The organism is Clostridium lacusfryxellense (assembly GCF_018861735.1).
GTDB lineage: Bacteria > Bacillota > Clostridia > Clostridiales > Clostridiaceae > Clostridium_AD > Clostridium_AD lacusfryxellense.
The window spans coordinates 19,603-43,049 of sequence record NZ_JAHLEB010000032.1 but is presented as its reverse complement, the minus strand read 5'-3'; the positions used below and the strand labels follow the sequence as shown (position 1 = coordinate 43,049).

Below are 23,447 nucleotides of genomic sequence, written 5' to 3'. Positions count from 1 at the left end.
TTTTTTTGCATAGTTTTTCTATACCACCAAAATATATATGAGTAGATTAGAATACACTTTTTAAAATTGGAGATAATAATTTTAAAAGGGAGGCCAAAAGTATGAAAAAAATAGCAGTTCAAATAGGATTGAGTCCTATTAAAGATTATTTAAGTGAAGAAGGATATACAGTTAAAGAATTTGATAATAGTAAAAAGAATGCAGGGCATTTTTTAGATAGGTATGATGCCATAATTGTTACAGGTGAAAATCAAAATATTATGGGTACAACTCAAACGATAACAAATACTCCAATAATTGATGTTACTGGAATGACTGGTGAGGAAGTTAAGAATCAGATAGAAAAAAAACGTTAGGTTATAAATTATTATTTTATATAAAGGCTAGTAACTTATATTTTTAGTTACTGGCCTTCTTTGTGCGTACTAATATTTGATGGAAATGGTAATTTCGAAAACGTATAACAAAATTATTTAAAAATCATAAATATTTATATTATATGTATGAGATCCTCAAATTAAGTCAATAATTTAAATGTAAATCATTGTATATTAAATATGAAAGGGGTTTTAAATATGAGTCTAAAAAAGGGAATAATTAGTATATCTACTATTGCTGTAGTGATTTTAGGAGTGTTCTTTGCAGTAAGGTTTGTTGGAGGGCGGGAAGATGCTTCAAATGTAAAAATACCAAATGATAGTGTAGTGGAAAACAACACATCGACATCAACATCAAAGGAAAATAATGCAGTTGTTACAAGCACAGATACTAAAGAGAAAAGTACTAATGAAATGGATGCTACTTATATAAATGATAAAACAAATGTTGGTATATATACTGTTAAAGAGAATGATACGGTCTTTAGTATAGTAAAAGCACACATGCCTAGTTTTGATAAAAACGAAATAGTTGAATTCATTAAAAATAGAAATAATATGAATGAGACATATAAAATCTCGTTGGGTGAGAAGATAGTAATTCCATATGAGAAAGCTGTTAAAACTTCAGCTGAAAATGCAGATAAAACATCTTCAGAAGTATCAGCGAATATAGATACTCAAAATGATATTAGTAAATATACTGTAAAAAAACAAGATACATTAACATCAATTGCCAAAGACAATATGCCTTCATATAATGTAAAAGAAGCTATAACAATGTTAAAAGAAGCAAATAAAATTACAGATGAGGATGCTATCAAAGATGGTATGGTCATTACTATTCCTAAAAAGTAGAGATAAAAGAAAAGTGTAATTTTGAGACATTCAAAATTACACTTTTTTTATATTAATTAATAACAGGTATATTAGGTAATTAAAATTATAAAGGATTATTATATTTTAAGTATTTTTATTTCACTACTCTCAGCAAAAACAAAGTCACCATCTAAAGTAAGAAGAAAATCTATATTATTATGCTGGGCAGTAGCTATGTGGAAAGCATCATTAACAGATAATAAATTTTCGCACATAAAGCTTTTAACTAATGAGATACATTCCTCAGAAATGTTGAGGTATTTAATATTAATAATTTTTTCTAGTTCTGATATTATCTCAACAGATTTACTGTAATAGATATTGAGTAAATTTCTTTTCATAGAATTCTTAGAAATATTATCGAAATACCTTTTGTATGGAATATGAATAAGTCTGTCTTTTCTCTTTTCTCTTAATATTTTTGTATCATGGCGACTAAAACTATTAGTTATTGATCTAATGTTGTCATTTGAGTTATAGGGACTATTGTTGGTTATCTTGCATTGGATGTCACTAATAAATAATTTATAAAGTATTTTATTTAAAACCTCTGCAGATATGATACTAGTAGTGTAAAAAACACAACTTCCTTCAGAAAGTTGTTTTAAACATGATAGACAATCACTGTGCTTAATATCATCATCATATATTAAGCTAAGTAGGAAAGATGCATCTAATAATACTGAATTTTTATTAAAAGCTATATTTTTAAAAGGATATAATATTAACTGCATTTTTAACCTCATTAAAATCGATTATTATATAATATAATATATATTCAACATTGGTTACTAATAGTAGCTTTATAATAATTTATATATCAAAGTTATGATTTTATCGAAAATTGAGGTATACTTCTTTTATTGTATCTATATAGCAAGCATAATTTTCAAAGAAAGGAGATACGAAATGAAGTGTTTAAGAGATGATGAAACTTTAGATGATCTTAACTTAAAAGGGATTCATGTTATCCAGAAAAAGAATGCTTTTAGGTTTGGTGTGGATGCGGTACTTCTTGCTAATTTCATAAAGGTAAAAAAAGATGCTAGGATTGTTGATTTATGCACTGGAACAGGAATAATCCCATTTATATTGGCAGGTAAAACACATGCAAGCAGTATAATCGGTGTTGAAATTCAAGAGGAATTTGTTGATATGGCCAATCGCTCAGCAGAATATAATGATTTACAAGATAGATTAAAATTTATAAATGGAGACTTAAAGGATTTAGGCCTTATTAAAGGGATTCCAAAAGTAGATATTGTTACAGTTAATCCACCATACAAACTTCAAAATTCAGGATTAGTTAGTTCAAACGATAAAGATGCAATAGCAAGGCACGAGATATGTTGCACATTAGAAGATGTTATTATTGCATGCAGAATTCTACTTGGCAATAATGGACGGGTGTATATGGTACATAGACCTGATAGATTAGCTGATATTTTATGTACTATGAGAAAGCATAGAATAGAACCAAAACGCATAAGGATGGTACACCCTAGTGTAAATAAGGCACCTAATATAGTACTCATTGAGGGACAAAGAGATGGGGGAAGCTTTTTAAAATGGGATCCACCTCTTTATGTTCATGCAGAGGATGGTAGTTATACACAAGAAATTAATGATATGTATAATTCAGATACACTTGGATAGTAAGTAAATAAGACAAAAAACAAATGTAAATATTAAGGCAAAGGGTGATAAAAATGGCAGGCATATTATATTTAGTTCCAACACCAATAGGCAATTTAAAGGATATTACGCTTAGAGCTCTAGAGGTGCTCGAAAGTGTTGACCTTATAGCGGCAGAAGATACAAGACAAAGTTTAAAACTTTTAAGTCATTTTAATATTAGGAAAACGCTTATAAGTTATCATCAACATAATGAGCAAGGAAGAAGTCAAAATATAATTGATCAAATAAAAGAAGGTAAAAATATAGCTATTATAAGCGATGCAGGCTCTCCGGGAATATCTGATCCTGGAAGTGTCATAGTTGCAAAGTGTATACAGCAGGGTGTAGAGTTCGTTGTGCTGCCGGGGGCCACTGCAATTACAACTGCTCTAGTGTATTCAGGCATGGATACAACAAAATTTATATTCAGAGGATTTCTGCCTAGGGAAAATAAGGATAGAAAGCCCATAATTGATGACTTAATAGATAGGAGTGAGACTTTAATTTTCTACGAGGCGCCTCATAGGCTTTTAAACACTTTAGAATTTTTAAAAGAAAATCTTGGTAATAGAAAAATATCCATGTGTAGAGAACTTACAAAATTGTACGAAGAAATAATTAGGCTGACATTAGAAGAGGCTGTAGAATATTATAAACAAAACTCTCCAAGAGGAGAATATGTATTAGTAATTGAAGGTAAAAGTAAGGAAGATATAGATAAAGATGAAAGAGCAAAATGGGATTCGCTGACTATAGAAGAACATATAATAAGATATATGGATGACGGAATAAGTAAAAAGGATGCAATGAAAAAGGTCGCAAAGGATAGAGATTTGCCTAAATCGGAAATATATAAGCACTCATTGGATATATAACGACATACTATAAGTAAAGGTCCTATAATGATGTAAAAATATACCATTTATCGTATAAAAAATAATAAATTGAATATTTCAACGTTATCATTGGGTTTTCTTATAAAACAGTGGTATAATAAAAATGTTGATTTTAATGAAGAATATATAAATACATATAAATACATAGAAATACACATAAATATTTTAATATAGGGGGAATTGGGTTGCGTAAAAGAATAATATCATTAATAGTAACAATAGGATTAGTTGCTACGGTAAGTATGCAAGTAATGGCAGATCCGTTATCGGACAAGCTTAGTAATCAAAAAAATCAGCTTGAACAACAAAAGGGTGAATATAAGAAATCACAAAGCACTGTTGAGAGCATAGAAAGTTCAATTGAGAAATTTGATAATGACATAGAGAATATGAATACACAGGTTGATAAAACAAAAGTTAAAATAGGTCAAACAGGTAAACAAATAGAAAAAACAACAAAAGATATAGAAGTTGCACAAGATAACATTAAAGAAGAAGAAGACTTATATAATAAGAGAATGAGACTTATGTATATGAATGGTGTGGATAGTTACTTAGAAGTTATATTGGAAGCTGAGGGAGTATCAGATCTTCTATCAAGAGTTGAGAACATTAAAAAAATTGTAGATTATGATAACAAAATTATAGCTGAATTAACAGGTAAAAAAGCTAAAATTGAAAAGCAGAAAGTTGTACTTGAGACTGAAAAAGCTAAATTAGTAACATTAAAAACTGAGAATGAAAGTAAATTAGCTAAACTTAAAGTGAAAAAACAAGAACAAAACGTGTTAATAGCGGAAGCTAAAAAACTAGAACAATCATATTCTAGTAAGATAAGTAATGGACAAGCTACTATAGACGCAACTATGAAGCAAATACAAGCAATAAGAGATGCTGCACCTAAGTATACTCCGTCTAGAGGTTCATCATCATTAAGCTCTAACGCGATAGTAGCTTATGCAAGTAATTTTTTAGGCACACCATATGTTTGGGGTGCAGCGGGTCCTACAAATTTTGATTGTTCTGGGTTTATGCAATATGTATATAGACATTTCGGAGTTTCACTTTCTAGAACAACATTTACACAAATTAATGAAGGATCATATGTTCCTAGAGAAAACTTGCAAGCAGGAGATTTAATTTTCTTTGGTTCATCATCAAATCCTCACCATGTTGGAATGTATGTAGGTAATAATTCATATATTCATGCACCACGTACAGGAGATGTAATTAAGGTTTCAGCATTAACAAGAGGTGACTACCTTACTGCAAGAAGAATTAAGTAATTTTAATATGGACAGGCTATTTTATATAGCCTGTTATTTTTTAATAATATGAAATTATAGGAGAAATCAATAAATATTTTTTAATTATAGTGTTTTCAATCAAAGAACATGTTATAGTTAAGAAAGAATATTTTTATAAGAAATGTAAACGAAAACATAATGTGTTATTTAATTAAAATATTGAATGAATTATATTAACTAATTCAAATATTGCAAAAACAAATGGCAGAAATAAATGAAAATTGAATGTGAAAAAGTAATTTGATTTTGATTATTTCACACAAGGATTTATAAATTATAGAGTGAAGTGTGGATAAAAAACTTGTCAAAATTACTTTTAATATGTAAAAGCCTTATTTAAAGCCTTCTACATATTAATTAAGTTGTCCACAGCTTCTGTTGATTAAATGTTAAAAACTGTGGATAACTTAATTATAATGTTTGAAATTTTGACATTTGCAATATCATCTGTTAATTAAATCAAATTTAATATAAAAAAATTGTAAAAGAATAAGATAAATTGTTTTCTGTACTAATATTGTAAGAAGATATTTTCATTTTGATATATTATAATTTAAACAAACATTTTTATATATAATTATAAAAGTGTTTGTTTTTTTATTTCAAAAATAAACAAAATCAAAAAAATGCTTGTAATAGGGCATATATACATTATAATATAAATATATATACTTGATTATAGATGGATAATAACAGTTAATTTAAGATATTAATATTTGGAAGGTGATAAATGTTGGATAACTCAAAATTTAATTTACAAGATATAAATTTATTATCAAAAGAAATTTCAGAAAATAGTATAATTCCTTATGAGGAATTACCTCAGTATGACTTGTTTTTATCGCAAGTTATTGATTACTTAAATGATAAATTCGATGCCGATAATTATACTAATAATATAATACAAAATTATATAAAAAGTGAAGTAATATCAAAACCGGAAGATAGTAAAAAAAGAGGGTATACAAAATTACATCTTGCACAACTGGTTCTAATAAGTTATATGAGACCTATACTTACTTCTGAGGAAATAAAAAAGGTGTTTAGGCTTGCTTTTAATGAGATAAATGACAGGAATGATGATATTATCTCTTGGGAAAGCGCATATAAAATTTTTGCTGATATGCAAAAGGATAGCTTAAATAATTTCGGGGATAAAAGATTTTGCGATAAAGAGCAATTACAAAAAATAATTGATAGCTTAGATTTAAAACAAAGTGACGAAAAAAGGATATCAGTATTTTTAGTAGTAATGACTTTGGTCTCACAAGCTAGTGCTATAAAAAAGTTAGTCCAAAAAATCGTGGATGATTATCAAGATTATGAAGGATATAAGGATTAGAAACTAATAAAGATTATAATGAACTAAAAGATCCTTTAAATAAGGTCTTTTATTTTTTTTTTTCAAAAGAAATTTTAATAAATTAGTGGTATATGGGAAGAGTAATTATGCAAATAATATAGTGGAGGGTTTATTGATGAAAATAGTATTAGCATTAGGCGGAAATGCACTCCAATTGGATCCTAAAGACAAAACTTGCAAGGCTCAACTAGATACTTGCAAGTTAACAGCTAAATCTATAGTTGATCTAATAGAGGAAGGACATATAATATCTGTAGTTCATGGGAATGGACCGCAGGTAGGCCAAATTATTGCGGCAGTAGAAGCTGCTCAAAAACTTGATGATGGAAATGTATTGTTCCCTCTCGATGTATGCGGTGCATTTTCACAAGGTTACATAGGATATCATCTTCAAAATGCAATAGGGGAAGAATTAAGCAAAAGAGGAATAGACAAGGTGGTAGCGACTATAGTTACACAAGTAGTGGTTGATAAAAATGATGAAGGTTTTTTAAATCCAACAAAACCTATTGGATCCTTTTATACTAGAGAGGAAGCAGAAAAATTAGAGGAAGAACATGGGTATATAATGAAGGAAGATGCTGGGCGTGGATATAGGAGAGTAGTTGCATCACCAAAACCAATTGATATTATTGAAAAAGATATTATAAAACAACTAGTTGATAATGGAAATATAATTATATCATGTGGCGGAGGAGGTATACCTGTTATTAGAGAAGGAACTATGGTTAAAGGCGTTGCGGCGGTTATAGATAAAGATTTCGCTGCTGAAAAACTTGCTGAGTTATTAGATGCTGATCTTCTTTTAATATTAACAGGAGTAGATAGAGTTTGTGTTAATTATAATAAGCCAGATCAAAAGGAACTAAAGCAAATTACCCTTGTGCAGCTTGATAGATACATTGCTGAAGGTCAATTTGCGCCAGGAAGTATGTTGCCCAAGGTTGAAGCTTGTAAAATGTTTATAAAAAGTAAAAAAGATAAAGCTGCAATTATAGTATCATTGTCCAAAGCTAAAGAAGCATTAGAAGGTTTATCTGGCACAAAGATTGTATATTAATTACATTGAATGGAGGAAAATAGAGTATGTACGAGAGAAAGATTAATGTTTATTCAGAAATTGGAGATTTAAAAACCGTGCTTATACATAGACCCGGGGAAGAAATTGAAAATCTTATACCAGAATATTTAGAGAGATTTTTATTTGACGATATCCCGTTCCTTAAGGTAGCTAGGATTGAGCATGATAATTTTGCTAAAATATTAAAAGAAAACGGTGTGGAAACTTTGTATCTTGAAAATCTAGCTGCAGAGGCTGTAAAAGATGCACAAATTAAAGAGCTGTTTTTGGATGAAGTTATTGAAGAGTGTGGTATAAACAAAACCCAAATAATAAAATCCTTAAAAGATTATTTATGCTCTATGCCTGAAAAAGAAATGATAGACAAGGTGATGGCAGGCATAAGAAAAAAAGAAATAAAGATTAAGGAACATTATGATGAATATCCATTTATAATGGATCCTATGCCTAATTTATATTTTACACGTGATCCTTTTGCATGTATTGGTAATGGTATAAGTTTAAATTCTATGAAAACTAAAACTAGAAGAAGAGAAACGATATTTGGGAAATACATTTTTAAATATCACCCGGAATTTAAAAACTCAAATATTAAGTTATGGTACAACAGAGATGATGTATATAATATTGAGGGTGGAGATGAATTAATTTTGTCCAAAGAAGTCATTGCAATTGGAAACAGTGAGAGAACTGATAAAGAGGCAATTATAAACATGGCCAAAAATATATTTGAAAACGAAAAGAATTTTAAGACAATTTTAATATTTAATATCCCTAAAACTAGAGCATTTATGCATTTAGATACAGTCTTTACTATGATTGACTATGATAAATTTACTGTTCATCCAGGAATAGAAGGAACACTTAAGGTTACCGCAATAACTTATGACTATAAAAATAAAGAATTAATAATTATAGAAGAGGAAGGAAGTTTAGAAAAAATACTTTCTAAACATCTAAATAAAGATATTACTTTAATCCGTTGTGGTGGTGGAGATAAAGTTATATCAGGAAGAGAACAATGGAATGATGGATCAAATACATTGGCTATATCCCCAGGCACAGTAATAACGTACGAGAGAAACTATGTTACTAATGAAATATTAGATAAAAACAATATAAAGGTTATTGAAATGACTTCAGGGGAATTATCAAGAGGTAGAGGTGGCCCAAGATGTATGTCTATGCCATTTTATAGGGAAGATTTGGAATAATGATAAAAAAATATTGAAATTTAGTCAATAATGGTACATTATTATAAGTAAAAGATGAGAGAGGGGAATTTATTATGTTTAACTTAAGGAACAGAAATTTTTTGACGCTTATGGATTTTTCACCAAAAGAGATTAATTATTTTCTTGATCTAGCTAGGGATTTAAAAAGAGCTAAATATGCAGGAACAGAAAGGCAGTCATTAAAAGGTAAAAATATAGTATTATTATTTGAAAAAGATTCGACTAGAACAAGGTGTGCATTTGAAGTTGGAGCGCTTGACCAAGGTGCACATGTTACATATCTTGGACCAACAGGAAGCCAAATGGGCAAAAAAGAATCCATTGCAGATACCGCGAGAGTTCTTGGAAGAATGTATGATGGTATTGAATATAGGGGATATGGTCAAGAAGTTGTTGAAGAATTAGCAGAGTTTGCGGGAGTACCAGTATGGAACGGGTTAACAACAGAAGATCATCCTACTCAGATTCTTGCTGATTTCTTAACAATTAAAGAACATTTTTCAAAACCTCTAAGCGAAATTAAATTTGTTTATGCAGGAGATGGAAGAAATAATATGGCAAATGCTCTTATGATAGGAGCTGCGAAGATGGGAATGGACTTTAGAATAGTTGCACCAAGTTCATTATTTCCAGAAGACGGTTTAGTTAATAAATGCAGAGAGGTAGCTAAAGAGACTGGAGCAAGCATTACTATTACAGATGACGTAGCAAAAGGAGTAAGTGGTGCAGACATTATATATACTGATGTGTGGGTGTCTATGGGAGAAGCAGACGAAGTTTGGGATCAAAGAATTAATTTGCTAAAACCATACCAAGTTAATAAGGAAATGATGAATTTAACGGGTAATGCTGATACTAAATTTATGCATTGCTTGCCAGCCTTCCATAACTTAAAAACCAAAGTAGGCAGAGATGTTTATGAAAAATTTGGAATGAATGGTGTTGAAGTTACAGATGAAGTATTTGAAAGTTCTGCATCTATAGTGTTTGATGAAGCTGAAAATAGGATGCATACAATAAAAGCGGTTATGGTGGCAACGCTAGGGAATTAGTGTAGAGAAAAATATTAAATGTTAAAGAATAATTTAAATATTAATTATATTTAAGCATAAATATAAAGGCTTCATAATATCTATTAATTTATAGTTAATAAATATTAAAGGGGTAGATGTATATGCTAAACAATATACCAAAATTAATCTATGATCTCTGCGGGGATAAAGTAGAAGTTATGAATTATTCAAAGGTTTTTTTTGAAAATAAGAAGGTCGAGGGTTATGTACTTCACGTAGAACAACACGATAAAATTACATCTATAAGTGAGTTTGATTTAGAATTAAAAGATGATAAGTATTATTGTACTAGGAAGCTATTTAGTTAATCTTGATTTAAAGTAATAAGAATATCTAATCACACAAACTTTATAGCTAATAAAGTTTGTGTGATTTTTTATGTTCATAGTAAAATAACAAATTTGTAGTATAATCAATTAATGATAACTATATTATAAGTTATAAGTTATAAAATATTCTCTATATATAAAGAGGTATTAAAATCATAATAATTGCTACAGGAGGTAAAATATGCTAAGCCAGCAAGAGAAAACAATGGTTTTAGAAAATTTTGCAAAAGAGAATCAACCTATAGAAATAATAAATGAATTAAATGATGGAGAATCTGGCGCAGCAGTATATACTGTAGAATTTGGCGAATCACGTAAATTAGGAGTTTTAAAAATACAAGAAATGAATGAAAGTGGATTACATAATAAAGCGTTTTTACAATCAAGAGAAAATTCTATTGAAGGGTATATTCCAAAAATTATTGATGAGGTAGAAATACAATGCGAGAATAATTTAAGGAGATTTGGAGTGCTATATGAATTAGGCGGAGATAATGTAATGGGAATTAAAACATTAAAATATTCTCTGGAAAATGAATTAGCATTAGTTAAGCAAACTTCTGAGCAAGTAGCTAAATTTTTATATACTTGGAATAAACCACATACTTCTAAAATCAAATCGCCTATTGATATAATGAAAAGTTCTTTAGGTTATAGATTTATGGATAAAAAACTTTTAAAGGCTTTTGAGGTTCTTATGATTGATGAAGATAAAAAATGGCTAGTTATCGATGGGGTAGATAAGTTTTTTCCGAATCCTTATAATTTTTTTACGGATGAAGAGGTTTGGCATGGTAGTGAAATAAAATATTTAGATTCATGTATACATGGTGACTTTCATGGTGGCAATATAATTGTTTCAGTTAAGAAACCATCTATTATTGATTTTGGAAGTTATCAAGTGCATAGTAATATCTTTTATGATACAAGGTATCTAGAATTACATTCTTTAATGGATTATTTAAAATTCGATAATAATAAGCAAAGGAAGTTTTGGGTTAGCTTATGTGATGAGCTAACAAAAAATGTTAAGTATGTTGATATACCAGATGGAGATGGGGCAAGCATACTTAGAGATATAATCCCAGAGTTAAGGCATGGCATAGATTATTTGTTATCAGATGCTAGGAATAAACTGTATGAGCCATCCTTTTATTTAGCTGGAGTTTCTGCAGGCCTAAATTTTATTCGTAAAACTAAGGATGAAAATAAAAGAATGGCAGCTATGATATATGCAATGTATAATTTAAGAGCTGTATTAAAGCATGAACTTATAGGGTTATATAACCCAAGCCTATCCTCGAGCACTAGTGTTCAATGGTTCTTGGATGAAACTTCAGTAAATGAATATTTAGATAATGATTCAATATATAAGATTGATGAAAAGGCTCACCATATCTCGGGTATAATAAAAAATAAATCTATTGAACTTACAGTAGAGCCTATTATAAACTTGAGTAGCGGCATAGTTAAATCATTAGAGATACTAGTTCGCGATTCAAGATTAGAATTTTTCCCTTATGAAATGTTTGAGAAGGCCAGACTTACGGGAGACTTAGAGGACCTTACTATGCTCGCTTGTGATAAATTAAGCAATTATTTAAATATACTCGGACCATTTATTGAAGAAGGATTATTTTTTAAACTTCAATCAGATACAACAAGACATACTATTAAAAAAGTTATAAATAAATTACAGGGTACGAACTTAGTTTTAGAGATTACTCAACGTATTCCGAGGAGTGCATTCTGGAGAAATTTCGCTGATGAATTAAAATTCAAATTAGCTATGGATAACTTTGGAGAAGGTAACTCTAATATGGTTGAATTAATAAAGATGAAACCTCATTATATAAAAATTTCTCAGGAAATAGTAAGAGATGTTAATAAAGATGAGATAAAAGCGTTAATGATAGAGAATATGGTAAAGATGGCCATAAAAACTAATATGAAAATAATAGCTGAAGGAATACGGACTTTGGAAGAGAAGGAAAAGCTAATAGAGCTTGGAATTGTGTATGGGCAAGGCTCATATTTTTCATCAGCTATGCTTATCGATCATGCTGATTTTAAAATTTGGAAGCAAGGATTTTAGTAAGCAGAAATTAATATTGTAAGCGAGTAATGTTAAAGCCACTTCTTTAATTAGAAGTGGCTTTAGTTTATATAAGATAAGAAGTCTATTTTAAAAGGCATATTGCATTAGAAGAAATTCCTTCTTCTTGGCCAGTAAAACCAAGGCCTTCTTCAGTAGTAGCTTTAACATTAACTTTATCTATAGTCAATTGTAGTGCGCGTGCAATGTTTTCTATCATATAGGGTATATGCGGTGACATTTTGGGCCTTTGCGCAATTATTGTTGCATCAATATTTTCTATTATATAATTCTTATCTTTTAATAACCTGCCGACATACTCAAGTAAGACTATACTTGAGATACCTTTATATTTAGCATCGGTATCAGGAAAGTGTTTACCAATGTCTCCTAGAGCCGAAGCACCTAGAAGAGCATCCATAATAGCGTGAACTAGAACATCAGCGTCCGAATGACCTAGTAGACCTAGCTCGTGAGGTATATTTACACCACCTAGTATTAAATTTCTATCAGTAACTAATCTATGAACGTCGTATCCCATTCCAATTCTCAAGTCAATAACCTCTTTTCAATTTAATTTATAACAAATTCGAATATGTGGAGATAAACTTATAGGGTAATCTATTTGCTTTTTTTAAATATAGCATTTCCTATGAAAGTAATCAAGAAATTTATATATAGTAGAATACATGGTAGATAATTTTCAGGCAAAATATATGAATAGAAAAATGGCAACGTGTGTTCCGATAGAAATAGATTCGCGTTAACTTATACTAAAAAGTAGAATGCTGGGAAAACAAACAACAAAAGTTATTAACATGTTATCAACAAAACTGTGGATAATGTGCATAACTTAATAATATTATTTTGAAATATTTAACCTTAAATACAAGTATTTACAATTAAATACCATGAATTAGATATAGATGTATCTAGTGGCTGATCAGCAACATCGACTCCACAAGTTATGCACAGAAAGTCTGTGGATTGTGTGCATAAGTTTAGAATGACACAAAATATTTTACATTATAATACATTAATTATAGGTTGTTGTGGATTAGTCAATTTTAATGTGTACAATCTGTGATTCAAATAAGATTATCTAGACAATTAAAACAATTTAATTATATAGAAATAATAAAAACCTGAAGACCATGATATATCAACGTATTAGAAGATTTTAATTTTATGAAAAATAAAATATATAAATTTTTAAAATTGAAAATATGTGGTGCAAAAGAATAAATAATCCTTATAATTAAAAACAAATGTAGATTATATAATAAATAGTAGGTATGATAGTTATTATTAACTAAGAATAACAAATTATCCACAAAAACTGTGTGAATAATGTTGATAACTTTAAAATAAAGCAAAAAGCACACAAAAATGTGTGCTTTATTAACTAATTTTTAGTTTGCAAGTGAGAATTAGTGTTTATATAATATATTAAGTTTTTATTTTGAAGCAATTTCGGTTTTAATAGAATCAGAGATTAGATTATTTATACCTAACAATTCATTTTGAGATAGGTATCTCCATTTTCCTATATGTAAATTATCCATAGAAACATTCATAATTCTAAGTCTTTCTAGCTTGATAACCGAATAACCTAAATACTCACACATTCTTCGTATTTGACGATTAAGCCCCTGTGTTAAAATTATTCTAAAAACACACTTCCCTTCTTTTTTTACAAAACACGTTTTTGTTATGGTTTTAAGTACAGGAATGCCATTTGACATATTTTTTATAAAATCAGGAGATATAGGTTTATTTACAGTTACAAGATATTCTTTTTCGTGGTTATTCCCTGAACGTAAAATTTTATTTACAATATCCCCATCATTTGTTAAGAATATAAGGCCTTGAGAGGCTTTATCAAGGCGTCCAATTGGGAATATCCGTTTAGGGTAGTTTATAAAATCTATAATATTACCATTAACTTTATGCTCAGTGGTACATGTTATTCCAATTGGTTTATTAAATACTAAATAAACTAAGTCTTCTTTTATTTTTAATGCTTTGCCTCTTATTTCTATGTAGTCTGTTTCGGATACTTGGGTGCCCATTTCGGGGATTTTTCCATTTACGGTGACAAGTCCTCCATCAATCATTTTATCTGCTTCACGCCTAGAACAAAAACCAGTTTCGCTTATAAATTTGTTTAATCTGGTTTTGGATGACTCAGTTTCAGAATGCTTAATAATGTTTCCACCTTTTTTATCATATATGTGTTTCATTTTACACCGTCCTTTGGGATTATAGTGCAGGGGGCATTAGTTGAGTGCTGCTTGTCCGTCATTATTTAGTATTACCTTAAAATCATGTGTACCAGCATATCTATTAAATTCTGTTAAATTAATCGGAATTTTATTTTTATTATCAGTAACGAATACATAAATTATAAAACCGTCATCTGCATGTGCTTTCGTCAAGTAATTTTGGTTAATTGCTTCATCTAAAATTAATTTTAAGGCAACTTCTAAAGATTTATGTTCTAGTGATACTAGTTTAATTATTTTATTACCGCCTTCTGTTAGACCCTTAACACTTTGAATCTTATTTGAACCATTTACCTCCATCTTTATAGAGCAATTCATTTTTACTATTACTGAATAATTATATTTATTATCTAAATACAGTTTTCTTAATGAAAATGTAAGTAGAATTATGCAAGCGATTATAAGAATATATTTCCAAATAGCAACACTTTGAAATACATCACCTTCATATGTTTGTCCGATTATAGGTTCCTCTGCATGTTTTTCAAGAGTTACAAATTCTTTGCTTTCGGTTATAATATATACTTTGTCCTTTTCAATATTAATTATTTTGCCAGACTTTCGCATAAGAGCCCCCTTTATATAAGAATAAGTGGATATAGTAAATGTTCGATAATGCTTGACATAAGATGAATTAATTGGTACTTTCATTGGAGTGAGGTATATTATGATGGAAATATTTTTCAACAAATTTTACATATACATAGGGATATTAATTATAGTAAATATTATAGTTATATTTGTACTAATAAAACTATTAATGAATAAAAAATCCAAAGAATTTAATAATAGAATAAATGATACTAATGATATATTTAAATCTACAATGGATATTAATGATACCTTTAATAAGGTGCTTGAAAATATACATAAAACTATAGCATATGATACTGCTATAAGTGTATCTAGAGATAATAATGATTTTAAACTTATACAGTGCAGGGGAGAGGCAGAGGGGCTAGACTTAAGTAATTACTTTAAAGAAATCAAATGTTCTGAAATAATTAAAAGAGTTATAGATTCTGCCACGCCTTATTATATTAAAGATTTAAGGAAAGCGGAGTATACAAAATATAATACGCAGTTTCATTTGTTATTATATCATATGAGAAGTCTACTTATAATCCCAATAATACATAAAGAAAATATATATGGAGTAGTGATAATACTAGGTCATAAAAAGTCAGCATATAATCAAGCAATGAGAGCTAATGCCATATCGTTTGTTAGTGGAGTTGCCGTAGCTATTGAGAATGCAATGCTTTTTCAAAAGTTGCGAGATGCAGATAAGATGAAAACAGATTTTTTGTCAACAGTTTCTCATGAACTTCGAACGCCACTGACATCAATTATTGGTTTTGCTGAAATGGTAAAGCGAAAATTCGAAAAATCTATAGTAAATATGTTAGATGTTGAAGGTGAAAAAAATAAAAATAACGTAGATAAAATAAGAAGGAACCTGGACATAATTTTATCAGAAGGGGAAAGGTTATCGAGCCTTATAAACGATTTATTAGATATATCTAGATTGGAAGAAGGAAAAAACAGATTAAATATGGGAGTTATCGATATTGGAGAAATTATAAATAATGTAATAACGTTAACCAACCCTATTATAAGAGATAAATTGATTCAGGTGGTGCTTAGCATAACAGAATCACTTCCAAATATAATGGCAGATGGGGATAAAATAATGCAGGTCATAATTAACCTTATTTCCAATGCTATAAAATTCACGCATGAAGGATGTATAGTATGTAGTGCCAGGGTTTCTGGGGAGAATATAATAGTGAGCATTAGTGACACAGGGGTAGGTATTAGAGAAGAGGACAAAAAATATATATTTAAGAAATTTAGCCAAGTTGGTGATAATCTTACCAATAAACCTAAAGGTACAGGACTAGGATTAGCTATATGTAAACATATTATCGAGGTGCATGGTGGACAGATATGGGTTGAGAGTGAGATAGGAAAAGGAAGCGATTTTTCATTTAGTATACCTATTTTGAGACCCGAAATATAAAAAAGTATTTTAAAACCGATTTTATAAATCGAGTTCAAAATACTTTTTAATTTAAAGTATAGGAGATAGTAATCGTGAAATAGATTCCTTGAATTTAACAATAATACTTCTACTAGTATAATTTTCAACAGTTAGTTCATCGCAATACTTTAAATCGTCCATAAAGGAATAATCTAAGTCTGAAGTTAAGTCTTTATCATATATAAAAGCATTGATTTCAAAGTTTAAAGTGAAACTTCTAATGTCTAGATTGGCTGTTCCTACAGAGCTTATAGATCCATCAATAGAAAGAAATTTACTATGAAGAAAGCCCTTATTGTAGGTATAACATTTGACACCAGATTCAAGAAGCTCTCCCATATAAGAAGTAGAAGCCCAATATACAAAGGGATGGTCTGGTTTACTTGGTATAATTATACGGACATCTACGCCGGATAAGGATGCTATTTTTAATGCCTCCAGGATGCTGTCATCTGGAATAAAGTAAGGCGTTTCTATATAGATGTTCTTTTCAGCTTTGCCAATCATTTTTAAATACCCATTTTTAATAGAATTAAAAGTAGAATCAGGCCCGCTTGAAACTATTTGAAGACCTGTTTTTCCTAGGTGAGGTCTGTGAGGGAAATACTTGTCATCAAAAGTTGAATCTTCCTTAGCTGCATATCTCCAATCCATTAGGAAATGAAGTTCCATTGCATCAATCGCATCACCTTGTATAAATAGATGGGTGTCTCTCCAAAAACCAAATTTTTTAGAAAGTCCTAAATACTCATCCCCAATGTTAAAGCCGCCTATAAAGGCATACTTACCATCAATAGTGCATATTTTACGATGATTTCTAAAATTTAATCTAAGATTTATATAAGGGAGAAAAGGAGGAAAAAAACAAGAAGATTTACCTCCGGCCTTAATTAAAGGCGCGAAAAAAGATTTAGGTACTTTAAGGCATCCCATACCATCAAAAAGTAGTTTAACTTCTACTCCTTCTTTAGCTTTCTTACATAAAATATCAAGTATACTTTTTCCCAAATTGTCATTTTGAAATATATAATACTCCATATGAATATATGACTCCGCGTTGTTAAGATTTTCTTTAAGTTGATCAAATTTTGCTTTTCCATCAACAAATATAGTCACCTTATTATTATTTGTGTAAAAGGAATTATCACTACAAAGATTGAGTTTCATTATATCTGAATATTTACTTAAGTAAGGATTTGTTTTAGTTAGATTTTCATTATTTAAAAATTCCTTCTGTTTACTAATAATCGAGGTAAGATTTTCTTTTTCTTCCTTTTTTAATTTAAACATCCTAGTTCTTTTTAAATTCTGGCCAAGAAATAAATAAAATATAAAACCTATGCTTGGTAAAAATAACAATACCATAAGCCATGTCCAAGTACTTGCTGGGTTTTTTCGTTCAATAAACACAACTGCAAAGGCAAAAAGAATATTAATAAAAAATAGTAAATTAAAAAAACGTAAAAATAGTTCGCTAGCAAACATAGAAGCCTCCAAAAAATTCGTTTTATCTTATAATGATAGTATACATATAAATCAACATAAAAAAACATTGAAAGTATCTAAAAAATAAATTATTTTATTTTTTATGAGCATTATATAAGTAAAATTGAAATATTTTAATTATATAATTTATATTATTAAAGGAATAGTGAGTTCTATGGTATAATAATAGTGAATCGCTGACTACAATTTAGGGAGAGCAGAAGTTTAAAAATGAAAATAGAATCGGGGATAAGGATATGGGTTTAGTTCATAGAATAGTTAATGAGGAAATAGACAAATCCTTGGAGCTTATAAAAGAATTAGAACATGTGATGAATGAGATCCAAACAAACGAAAACTTATTTAGTTCTAATATTCAAAATAAGTCATTGATTGACAAGCAGAGTATATTAGGTAAATGGGTTAGTTATGTGGGATGTTATAATGAATTAAATCAAATTAGAGAAAAATATAAAAGTAAACTTATATTGAGACATACGGGAGATACACATACTAGATATAGAAACGCATTATTAATTTATGCTTCAACTATAGCGATACGTAAAAATACTGTATTGCTAGCTAACATTATAGATAAAAACAGGTATTTGGAGTCGATGTTAAACGAACCAAGGCCTGAATTTAATATCAATAAAAAACAATATTATTATATCTCACAAGAAATTACAGAAATTTCTTATATGATATCATTATTTAGGAATAAACACTACTTTAATTCTATGGTACATTATTTTGAAGTTTATGGTGACCAAAGAGATGAAGGAGAAAAAGAATTACTAAATTATGCAAGTTTTAACTATTTAAATGTTATTAAACTTGTTAAAAACCATAGAAATATTGTTAAAAAAAATATGATCGATTTTTTGGGTAAAAATGCTTTTAATTTATGGTTTCCATTTCAAAAATGGATCGCTATAAGTATTACAGGAGTTGATTATTCAAGTAGAAAAGAAAAATATGTTAGCAATGAAGATATAGATATTATCAAGGAAGAATTACTACCAGGTGATATACTCTTAAAAAGAAATAATTATCAGTTAACTAATATTGGATTGCCGGGGTTTTGGACTCACACTGGGATTTATATAGGAAGTTTAGAAAAGCTGGACAAGTATTTTATTGATATTCCATTGGGTGAGTGCTTGACTGTATCAGAGTATGTAAAAGTAAACTATCCTAAAGTATATAAAAGTTTATTTGTATGCGGTAATGGAAGTAATGAGTATATTATTGAAGTTATTGCCCCAGGTGTGGTAATAAACTCATTAGATGCTATTGCAAAGGTTGATTATTTTTCTGCATTACGACCTAAACTTTCTAAAGAAGATAAATTCAAGGCCTTGTTTACAGCGTTTGAATTCTTGGGAAAGGCATATGATTATAATTTCGATATTATGACAGACAATTCTTTGTTTTGTAGCGAATTAATTTATAAATCATATTTGTATTCAAACAATAAGAAAGGAATTACATTTGATTTAGAGCCAAAGGCAGGAAGGTTATTACTCTCACCTAATAGCATAATTAAAAAATTTGATTCAGAATTCGAAAGTGAAAATGCAGAATTTGATTTTGTAGTTTTTTATGATGGTAGCGTGTCAGATAGAAAAGCTATAAGGAAAACTGCAAATGATTTAAAAGCAACTTGGAAAGTATCTAAATGGACAACTGTAAAACATAGGATTATATTAAAATCGCCAGTAAGGCATCCTATAGTAAAATTAAATTCGGTATTAACAAAACTAAAAATTATTTTATATGGTATGTTTTAATAATTGTGATATATGTATATAATATAATATAAAGGTTAAAAGTATAAAAAAATAAAAATAAACTATAGATAAGAAAGTAGGATAAATAATATATGAGAAATATTAAAATTGTAATAGAATATGATGGTACAAGGTATAAAGGATGGCAAAGACTTGGGGATAGTGACAATACAATTCAGCATAAAGTAGAAGTTGTTTTAAGTAAGATGGCTGGAGAAAATATTGAGATTACTGCTTCAGGAAGAACGGATGCAGGAGTACATGCTTCTAATCAAGTGGCAAATTTCAGAACAGATTCTTCAATGCCTACACATAAAATGCGTAGTTATTGTTATGAATATTTACCAGAAGACATTGTAATTAAATCAGTAGAAGAAGTAGATCTTAATTTCCATGCAAGATATAATGCTAAGGTTAAAAAATATATATATAATATATGCAATAACAAAGTACATGATGTGTTTACTAGAAAATATGATTATCATGTAGCTTTACCATTAAATTTAGACAAAATGAGAAAAGCATCAGAATTCTTAATAGGTGAACATGATTTTCAAAGTTTTACAACACTTAAAACTAAAAAGAAATCTACTATAAGAACAATTTATACAATAAACATCGAAGAAAGTGATGGAAACATAGAAATTAGTATTCAAGGAAATGGATTTATGAAAAACATGGTAAGATTACTAGTTGGAACACTTGTTGAAGTGGGACTTAGCGAAAGAGATCCGAATGAAATGAGCGATATTCTAGATAGAAAAGAAAGAAAATATTCCGGACATATTGCACCAGCTAAAGGTTTATTTTTGGAAGAAGTTAGTTACTAAAACTATTTAAATGTTTAATTGAAAGAGGTACATGAGTTTATAATACTCATGTACCTCTTTTAATTATTTTTATCTAAAACTATTTATAATCTTCCTATAGATTATAATATACCTTCGGTTTTTAATATATCTTCAATCTCTTCAACTTTCTTAGAAAGGATATCAAAATTTTCTTTTAATGTTTCTTTTGAAAGAGGGTTTTGTTTCATCGTTTTCTCTAAGGCATCTACAGTGTTTAGCGCATCATCAATACCCTTTTGTGCTAGTTTTAGATTATCTTCTTTCATTATTTAATCTCCTTTAACTTTTGTTTTTTAGAAATATATTTAAGGTTCTTAAAAAAACAATATGTTAAAATGCTATTTTTTTAAGATATATAAATCCTAACATTAGTAATTGCAAGTTACAAGTAAAAAATTAATTCATATTTTAGAACATATAATTAATTTTTCTTATTGATGTGAATTCTATTCCTAACGTCTTTTAATATAATATCCAAACCCTTAAATTTTAAATCAGGAAAAGCCTTTATAATCCTTGAATAATCTGGATGTTTTTTAGTGAATAAATATTCATATCTTGTTTTAAGTTCTTTTATTATATTTTCAATGTCAACTTTTTTCTTACTCATTTTAATTTCAGCGCTTTCAATCAACTGATCTAATTTAATTTTTAGTTCGGGTATATTTCTAGTATTTTCTAGATTTAATTTTAGACCTGAAACCTTATCTGTTAATTCTAAATAGACTTTATTTAATTGATGTAAAAGGGATTTTAATTTTAATATGGTAAGTACAGTAATTATAAAATCGATTAAAATACATAAAAGCATAACATAAAACAATATTAAACCTGGGTTAGAAGGTATTAAACTAACTAAATGGATAATATAGGGGTGAATTACCTTTAAAATAAATAATGATACAAATCCCCATATTATAGAGAAGGATAAGCATATTCTCCCATGAAGATTGTAGGGCTCATCACTATAATCCCACCAAGTGCTGTTAAATGCGGTTTCTAAAACATATCCAGTTAAATACTCGATAATAGATGTTAAAAAGATTGAACCTAAAAAAAGAAAAATATAATTATACTCAATTGGTTTGAGTAAAATAATTATTGATAAAATACCAGCGCCATAAATAGGGCAAAAGGGACCATTTAGGAATCCTCGATTAACGAATTCTCTTTTTTTTATTGTAGCGTAAACAGTTTCAAGGCACCATCCCATAAATGAATAGATAATAAAATAATAAGAAAATGTGTAAACGCTTGAATTTAGTAAAGTAATATTAAACATATAATAACTCCCTTTTTTATGCCTATAGTATATTGAACAAGAAAATAATACCACATAAAGAGTTTAGTTTATAGTGGATATAATTAACTAAAACATTAATATATGCAAGTTTATAGAAATTGATACATATATATTAGAGAAAGAATGATAAATTAGCTTAATGGCTAGGGGGATATGTATGATAAATATCATTTGGTTTTTAATTTTATTGATAGGAATAGTTGTTGGAATTGTTACAGGAAAAGGAGAAATTGTGTCAAAGGCAGTTGTTTCATCAACAACTGGATCTGTGGAATTGATTATAGGGCTTCTTGGAATGATGTGTCTGTGGTGTGGGATCATGAAGATTGCTGAAAAAAGTGGATTAACTGATAAATTAGCAAATTTACTCCGTCCATTTTTGAAAATAGTATTTAAAGAAGCTGCGGACAGCCCCAAAGCAATGTCTAGTATTACTATGAATATAACAGCTAATATGGTGGGATTGTCAAATGCCGCCACCCCGTTTGGGATAAAGGCTATGGAAGAAATGCATAAAATTAGCAAAAATAAGGATACAGCTAGTAATGATATGGCTTTGTTTTTGGTTTTAAATGCTGCATGTATTCAGTTTTTACCTACAACAGTAATATCTATAAGAGCTGCTTATAATTCTCAAAATCCAGCGATTATTATATTGCCAGCAATAATTGCAACGGGTACAGCGGCAGTATTAGGCGTGTTTTATTGCAAAATCCTACAAAGATTTTTTTAGAATTGAACAGCGGTGATATACTCGAATTAAGGTGAGCGGAGGTGTAATAGTGTGATTGTAGGTAATTTGATATCGTATCTTTTAAAGGGAGTAATTCCGATTATTATTGCCCTTGTGGTGACGTATGGAGTTATAAAAAAAGTAAAGGTATATGAGTGTTTTGTCGAAGGAGCAAAGGATGGAATAAATATTTGTCTAAAGATTTTTCCATATCTTTTGGCTATGATTGTAGCTGTTAATGTGTTTAGAGCTTCAGGAGCATTAGATTTTTTTATCTATCTAGTTAGACCTGTTGTTAAGCTAATTGGTTTACCGCCTGAGGTTGTTCCACTAGTTTTAATAAAACCTCTTTCAGGAAGTGGAGCTTTAGGCGTATTTACTGACATAATAAAACAGTATGGAGCAGATAGCTACATAGGGCGAGTGGCATCTATAATAATGGGCTCAACAGAAACAATTTTTTATACATTGACGGTATACTTTGGGGCTGTAGGTATAAAGAATATTAGGCATACATTAATAGCGGCAATACTTGCAGACATTACTGCAGTTATAATGGCTGTAAATTTGGCTAAATTTTTCTTTTAATAAGAGGAAAACTAAAGAAAATATAAATATAATATTACCATAACAAATATTGT

Annotated in this window: 23 protein-coding genes; 16 read left to right on the top strand and 7 right to left on the bottom strand. The window is 29.1% G+C overall.

Going from position 1 to position 23,447, the window contains the following annotated elements; genetic code table 11:
• The first annotated feature begins 101 nt into the window (after nt 1-101).
• Together KPL55_RS16605 and KPL55_RS16600 are read left to right on the top strand one after the other, a co-directional pair.
• The gene (locus KPL55_RS16605) at nt 102-356 is read left to right on the top strand and encodes a YkuS family protein (RefSeq protein ID WP_216307861.1); all 255 of its coding nucleotides are present in this window, start codon (nt 102-104) and stop codon (nt 354-356) included.
• A gap of 219 nt (nt 357-575) precedes the next feature.
• A complete protein-coding gene (locus KPL55_RS16600) occupies nt 576-1,235 on the top strand; it encodes a LysM peptidoglycan-binding domain-containing protein (RefSeq protein ID WP_216307860.1) in 660 nt (219 codons plus the stop codon).
• 98 nt (nt 1,236-1,333) lie between these two features.
• Here the strand turns inward: KPL55_RS16600 and KPL55_RS16595 are convergent, their stop codons facing one another.
• Nucleotides 1,334-1,990 carry a PIN domain-containing protein gene (locus KPL55_RS16595; RefSeq protein WP_216307859.1) on the bottom strand — a complete coding sequence of 219 codons (657 nt, stop codon included), beginning with the start codon at nt 1,988-1,990 and terminating at the stop codon, nt 1,334-1,336.
• Between the two features lie 175 nt (nt 1,991-2,165).
• On the opposite strand from KPL55_RS16595, the gene KPL55_RS16590 reads away from it, so the two are divergent.
• The 9 genes from KPL55_RS16590 to KPL55_RS16550 all read left to right on the top strand — a co-directional run bounded on the left by KPL55_RS16590 (nt 2,166) and on the right by KPL55_RS16550 (nt 12,312).
• On the top strand, nt 2,166-2,912 hold the full coding sequence (locus tag KPL55_RS16590) for a tRNA1(Val) (adenine(37)-N6)-methyltransferase (protein WP_216307858.1): 747 nt from the start codon (nt 2,166-2,168) through the stop codon (nt 2,910-2,912).
• Between the two features lie 53 nt (nt 2,913-2,965).
• Nucleotides 2,966-3,808 carry a 16S rRNA (cytidine(1402)-2'-O)-methyltransferase gene (gene rsmI / locus KPL55_RS16585; protein WP_216307857.1) on the top strand — a complete coding sequence of 281 codons (843 nt, stop codon included), beginning with the start codon at nt 2,966-2,968 and terminating at the stop codon, nt 3,806-3,808.
• A 206-nt stretch (nt 3,809-4,014) separates the two neighbouring features.
• Nucleotides 4,015-5,115 carry a C40 family peptidase gene (locus tag KPL55_RS16580; protein ID WP_216307856.1) on the top strand — a complete coding sequence of 367 codons (1,101 nt, stop codon included), beginning with the start codon at nt 4,015-4,017 and terminating at the stop codon, nt 5,113-5,115.
• Between the two features lie 751 nt (nt 5,116-5,866).
• A complete protein-coding gene (locus tag KPL55_RS16575) occupies nt 5,867-6,478 on the top strand; it encodes a DUF1836 domain-containing protein (RefSeq protein ID WP_216307855.1) in 612 nt (203 codons plus the stop codon).
• A 136-nt stretch (nt 6,479-6,614) separates the two neighbouring features.
• Nucleotides 6,615-7,559 (top strand): carbamate kinase, encoded by a 945-nt coding sequence (gene arcC, locus KPL55_RS16570; protein ID WP_216307854.1) that lies wholly within the window; start codon nt 6,615-6,617, stop codon nt 7,557-7,559.
• Nucleotides 7,560-7,585: 26 nt separating this feature from the next.
• On the top strand, nt 7,586-8,794 hold the full coding sequence (arcA, locus tag KPL55_RS16565; protein ID WP_216307853.1) for an arginine deiminase: 1,209 nt from the start codon (nt 7,586-7,588) through the stop codon (nt 8,792-8,794).
• 74 nt (nt 8,795-8,868) lie between these two features.
• A complete protein-coding gene (gene argF, locus KPL55_RS16560) occupies nt 8,869-9,867 on the top strand; it encodes an ornithine carbamoyltransferase (RefSeq protein WP_246599570.1) in 999 nt (332 codons plus the stop codon).
• Between the two features lie 122 nt (nt 9,868-9,989).
• A complete protein-coding gene (locus KPL55_RS16555) occupies nt 9,990-10,196 on the top strand; it encodes a hypothetical protein (protein WP_216307852.1) in 207 nt (68 codons plus the stop codon).
• Between the two features lie 202 nt (nt 10,197-10,398).
• Nucleotides 10,399-12,312 carry an EAL domain-containing protein gene (locus KPL55_RS16550; RefSeq protein WP_216307851.1) on the top strand — a complete coding sequence of 638 codons (1,914 nt, stop codon included), beginning with the start codon at nt 10,399-10,401 and terminating at the stop codon, nt 12,310-12,312.
• A gap of 85 nt (nt 12,313-12,397) precedes the next feature.
• Here KPL55_RS16550 and ispF read toward each other — a convergent pair whose 3' ends face one another.
• From ispF to KPL55_RS16535, 3 genes are all read right to left on the bottom strand, one after another.
• A complete protein-coding gene (gene ispF, locus KPL55_RS16545) occupies nt 12,398-12,865 on the bottom strand; it encodes a 2-C-methyl-D-erythritol 2,4-cyclodiphosphate synthase (protein ID WP_216307850.1) in 468 nt (155 codons plus the stop codon).
• Nucleotides 12,866-13,769: 904 nt separating this feature from the next.
• A complete protein-coding gene (gene rluF, locus KPL55_RS16540) occupies nt 13,770-14,555 on the bottom strand; it encodes a 23S rRNA pseudouridine(2604) synthase RluF (protein WP_216307849.1) in 786 nt (261 codons plus the stop codon).
• A 36-nt stretch (nt 14,556-14,591) separates the two neighbouring features.
• Entirely contained in the window at nt 14,592-15,164 is a 573-nt protein-coding gene (locus KPL55_RS16535; RefSeq protein ID WP_216307848.1) for an anti-sigma-I factor RsgI family protein, read from the bottom strand.
• A gap of 100 nt (nt 15,165-15,264) precedes the next feature.
• Between KPL55_RS16535 and KPL55_RS16530 the strand changes: the two genes are divergently transcribed.
• Nucleotides 15,265-16,620, top strand: coding sequence for a GAF domain-containing sensor histidine kinase (locus KPL55_RS16530; RefSeq protein ID WP_216307847.1), 1,356 nt, complete (start codon nt 15,265-15,267; stop codon nt 16,618-16,620).
• Nucleotides 16,621-16,671: 51 nt separating this feature from the next.
• On the opposite strand, the gene cls is transcribed toward KPL55_RS16530, so the two are convergent.
• The gene (gene cls, locus KPL55_RS16525; protein ID WP_216307846.1) at nt 16,672-18,126 is read right to left on the bottom strand and encodes a cardiolipin synthase; all 1,455 of its coding nucleotides are present in this window, start codon (nt 18,124-18,126) and stop codon (nt 16,672-16,674) included.
• 257 nt (nt 18,127-18,383) lie between these two features.
• Here cls and KPL55_RS16520 point away from each other — a divergent pair, with 257 nt between their 5' ends.
• The gene (locus KPL55_RS16520; protein ID WP_216307845.1) at nt 18,384-19,919 is read left to right on the top strand and encodes a YiiX/YebB-like N1pC/P60 family cysteine hydrolase; all 1,536 of its coding nucleotides are present in this window, start codon (nt 18,384-18,386) and stop codon (nt 19,917-19,919) included.
• Nucleotides 19,920-20,011: 92 nt separating this feature from the next.
• Nucleotides 20,012-20,749 carry a tRNA pseudouridine(38-40) synthase TruA gene (gene truA, locus KPL55_RS16515; RefSeq protein ID WP_216307844.1) on the top strand — a complete coding sequence of 246 codons (738 nt, stop codon included), beginning with the start codon at nt 20,012-20,014 and terminating at the stop codon, nt 20,747-20,749.
• Between the two features lie 101 nt (nt 20,750-20,850).
• On the opposite strand, the gene KPL55_RS16510 is transcribed toward truA, so the two are convergent.
• Entirely contained in the window at nt 20,851-21,036 is a 186-nt protein-coding gene (locus KPL55_RS16510) for a hypothetical protein (protein WP_216307843.1), read from the bottom strand.
• Between the two features lie 155 nt (nt 21,037-21,191).
• A complete protein-coding gene (locus tag KPL55_RS16505) occupies nt 21,192-22,052 on the bottom strand; it encodes a putative ABC transporter permease (RefSeq protein ID WP_216307842.1) in 861 nt (286 codons plus the stop codon).
• Nucleotides 22,053-22,230: 178 nt separating this feature from the next.
• Between KPL55_RS16505 and KPL55_RS16500 the strand changes: the two genes are divergently transcribed.
• Together KPL55_RS16500 and KPL55_RS16495 are read left to right on the top strand one after the other, a co-directional pair.
• Nucleotides 22,231-22,806 carry a nucleoside recognition domain-containing protein gene (locus KPL55_RS16500; RefSeq protein WP_216307841.1) on the top strand — a complete coding sequence of 192 codons (576 nt, stop codon included), beginning with the start codon at nt 22,231-22,233 and terminating at the stop codon, nt 22,804-22,806.
• A gap of 51 nt (nt 22,807-22,857) precedes the next feature.
• Nucleotides 22,858-23,394, top strand: coding sequence for a spore maturation protein (locus tag KPL55_RS16495; protein ID WP_376770460.1), 537 nt, complete (start codon nt 22,858-22,860; stop codon nt 23,392-23,394).
• The last annotated feature ends 53 nt before the right edge of the window (nt 23,395-23,447 follow it).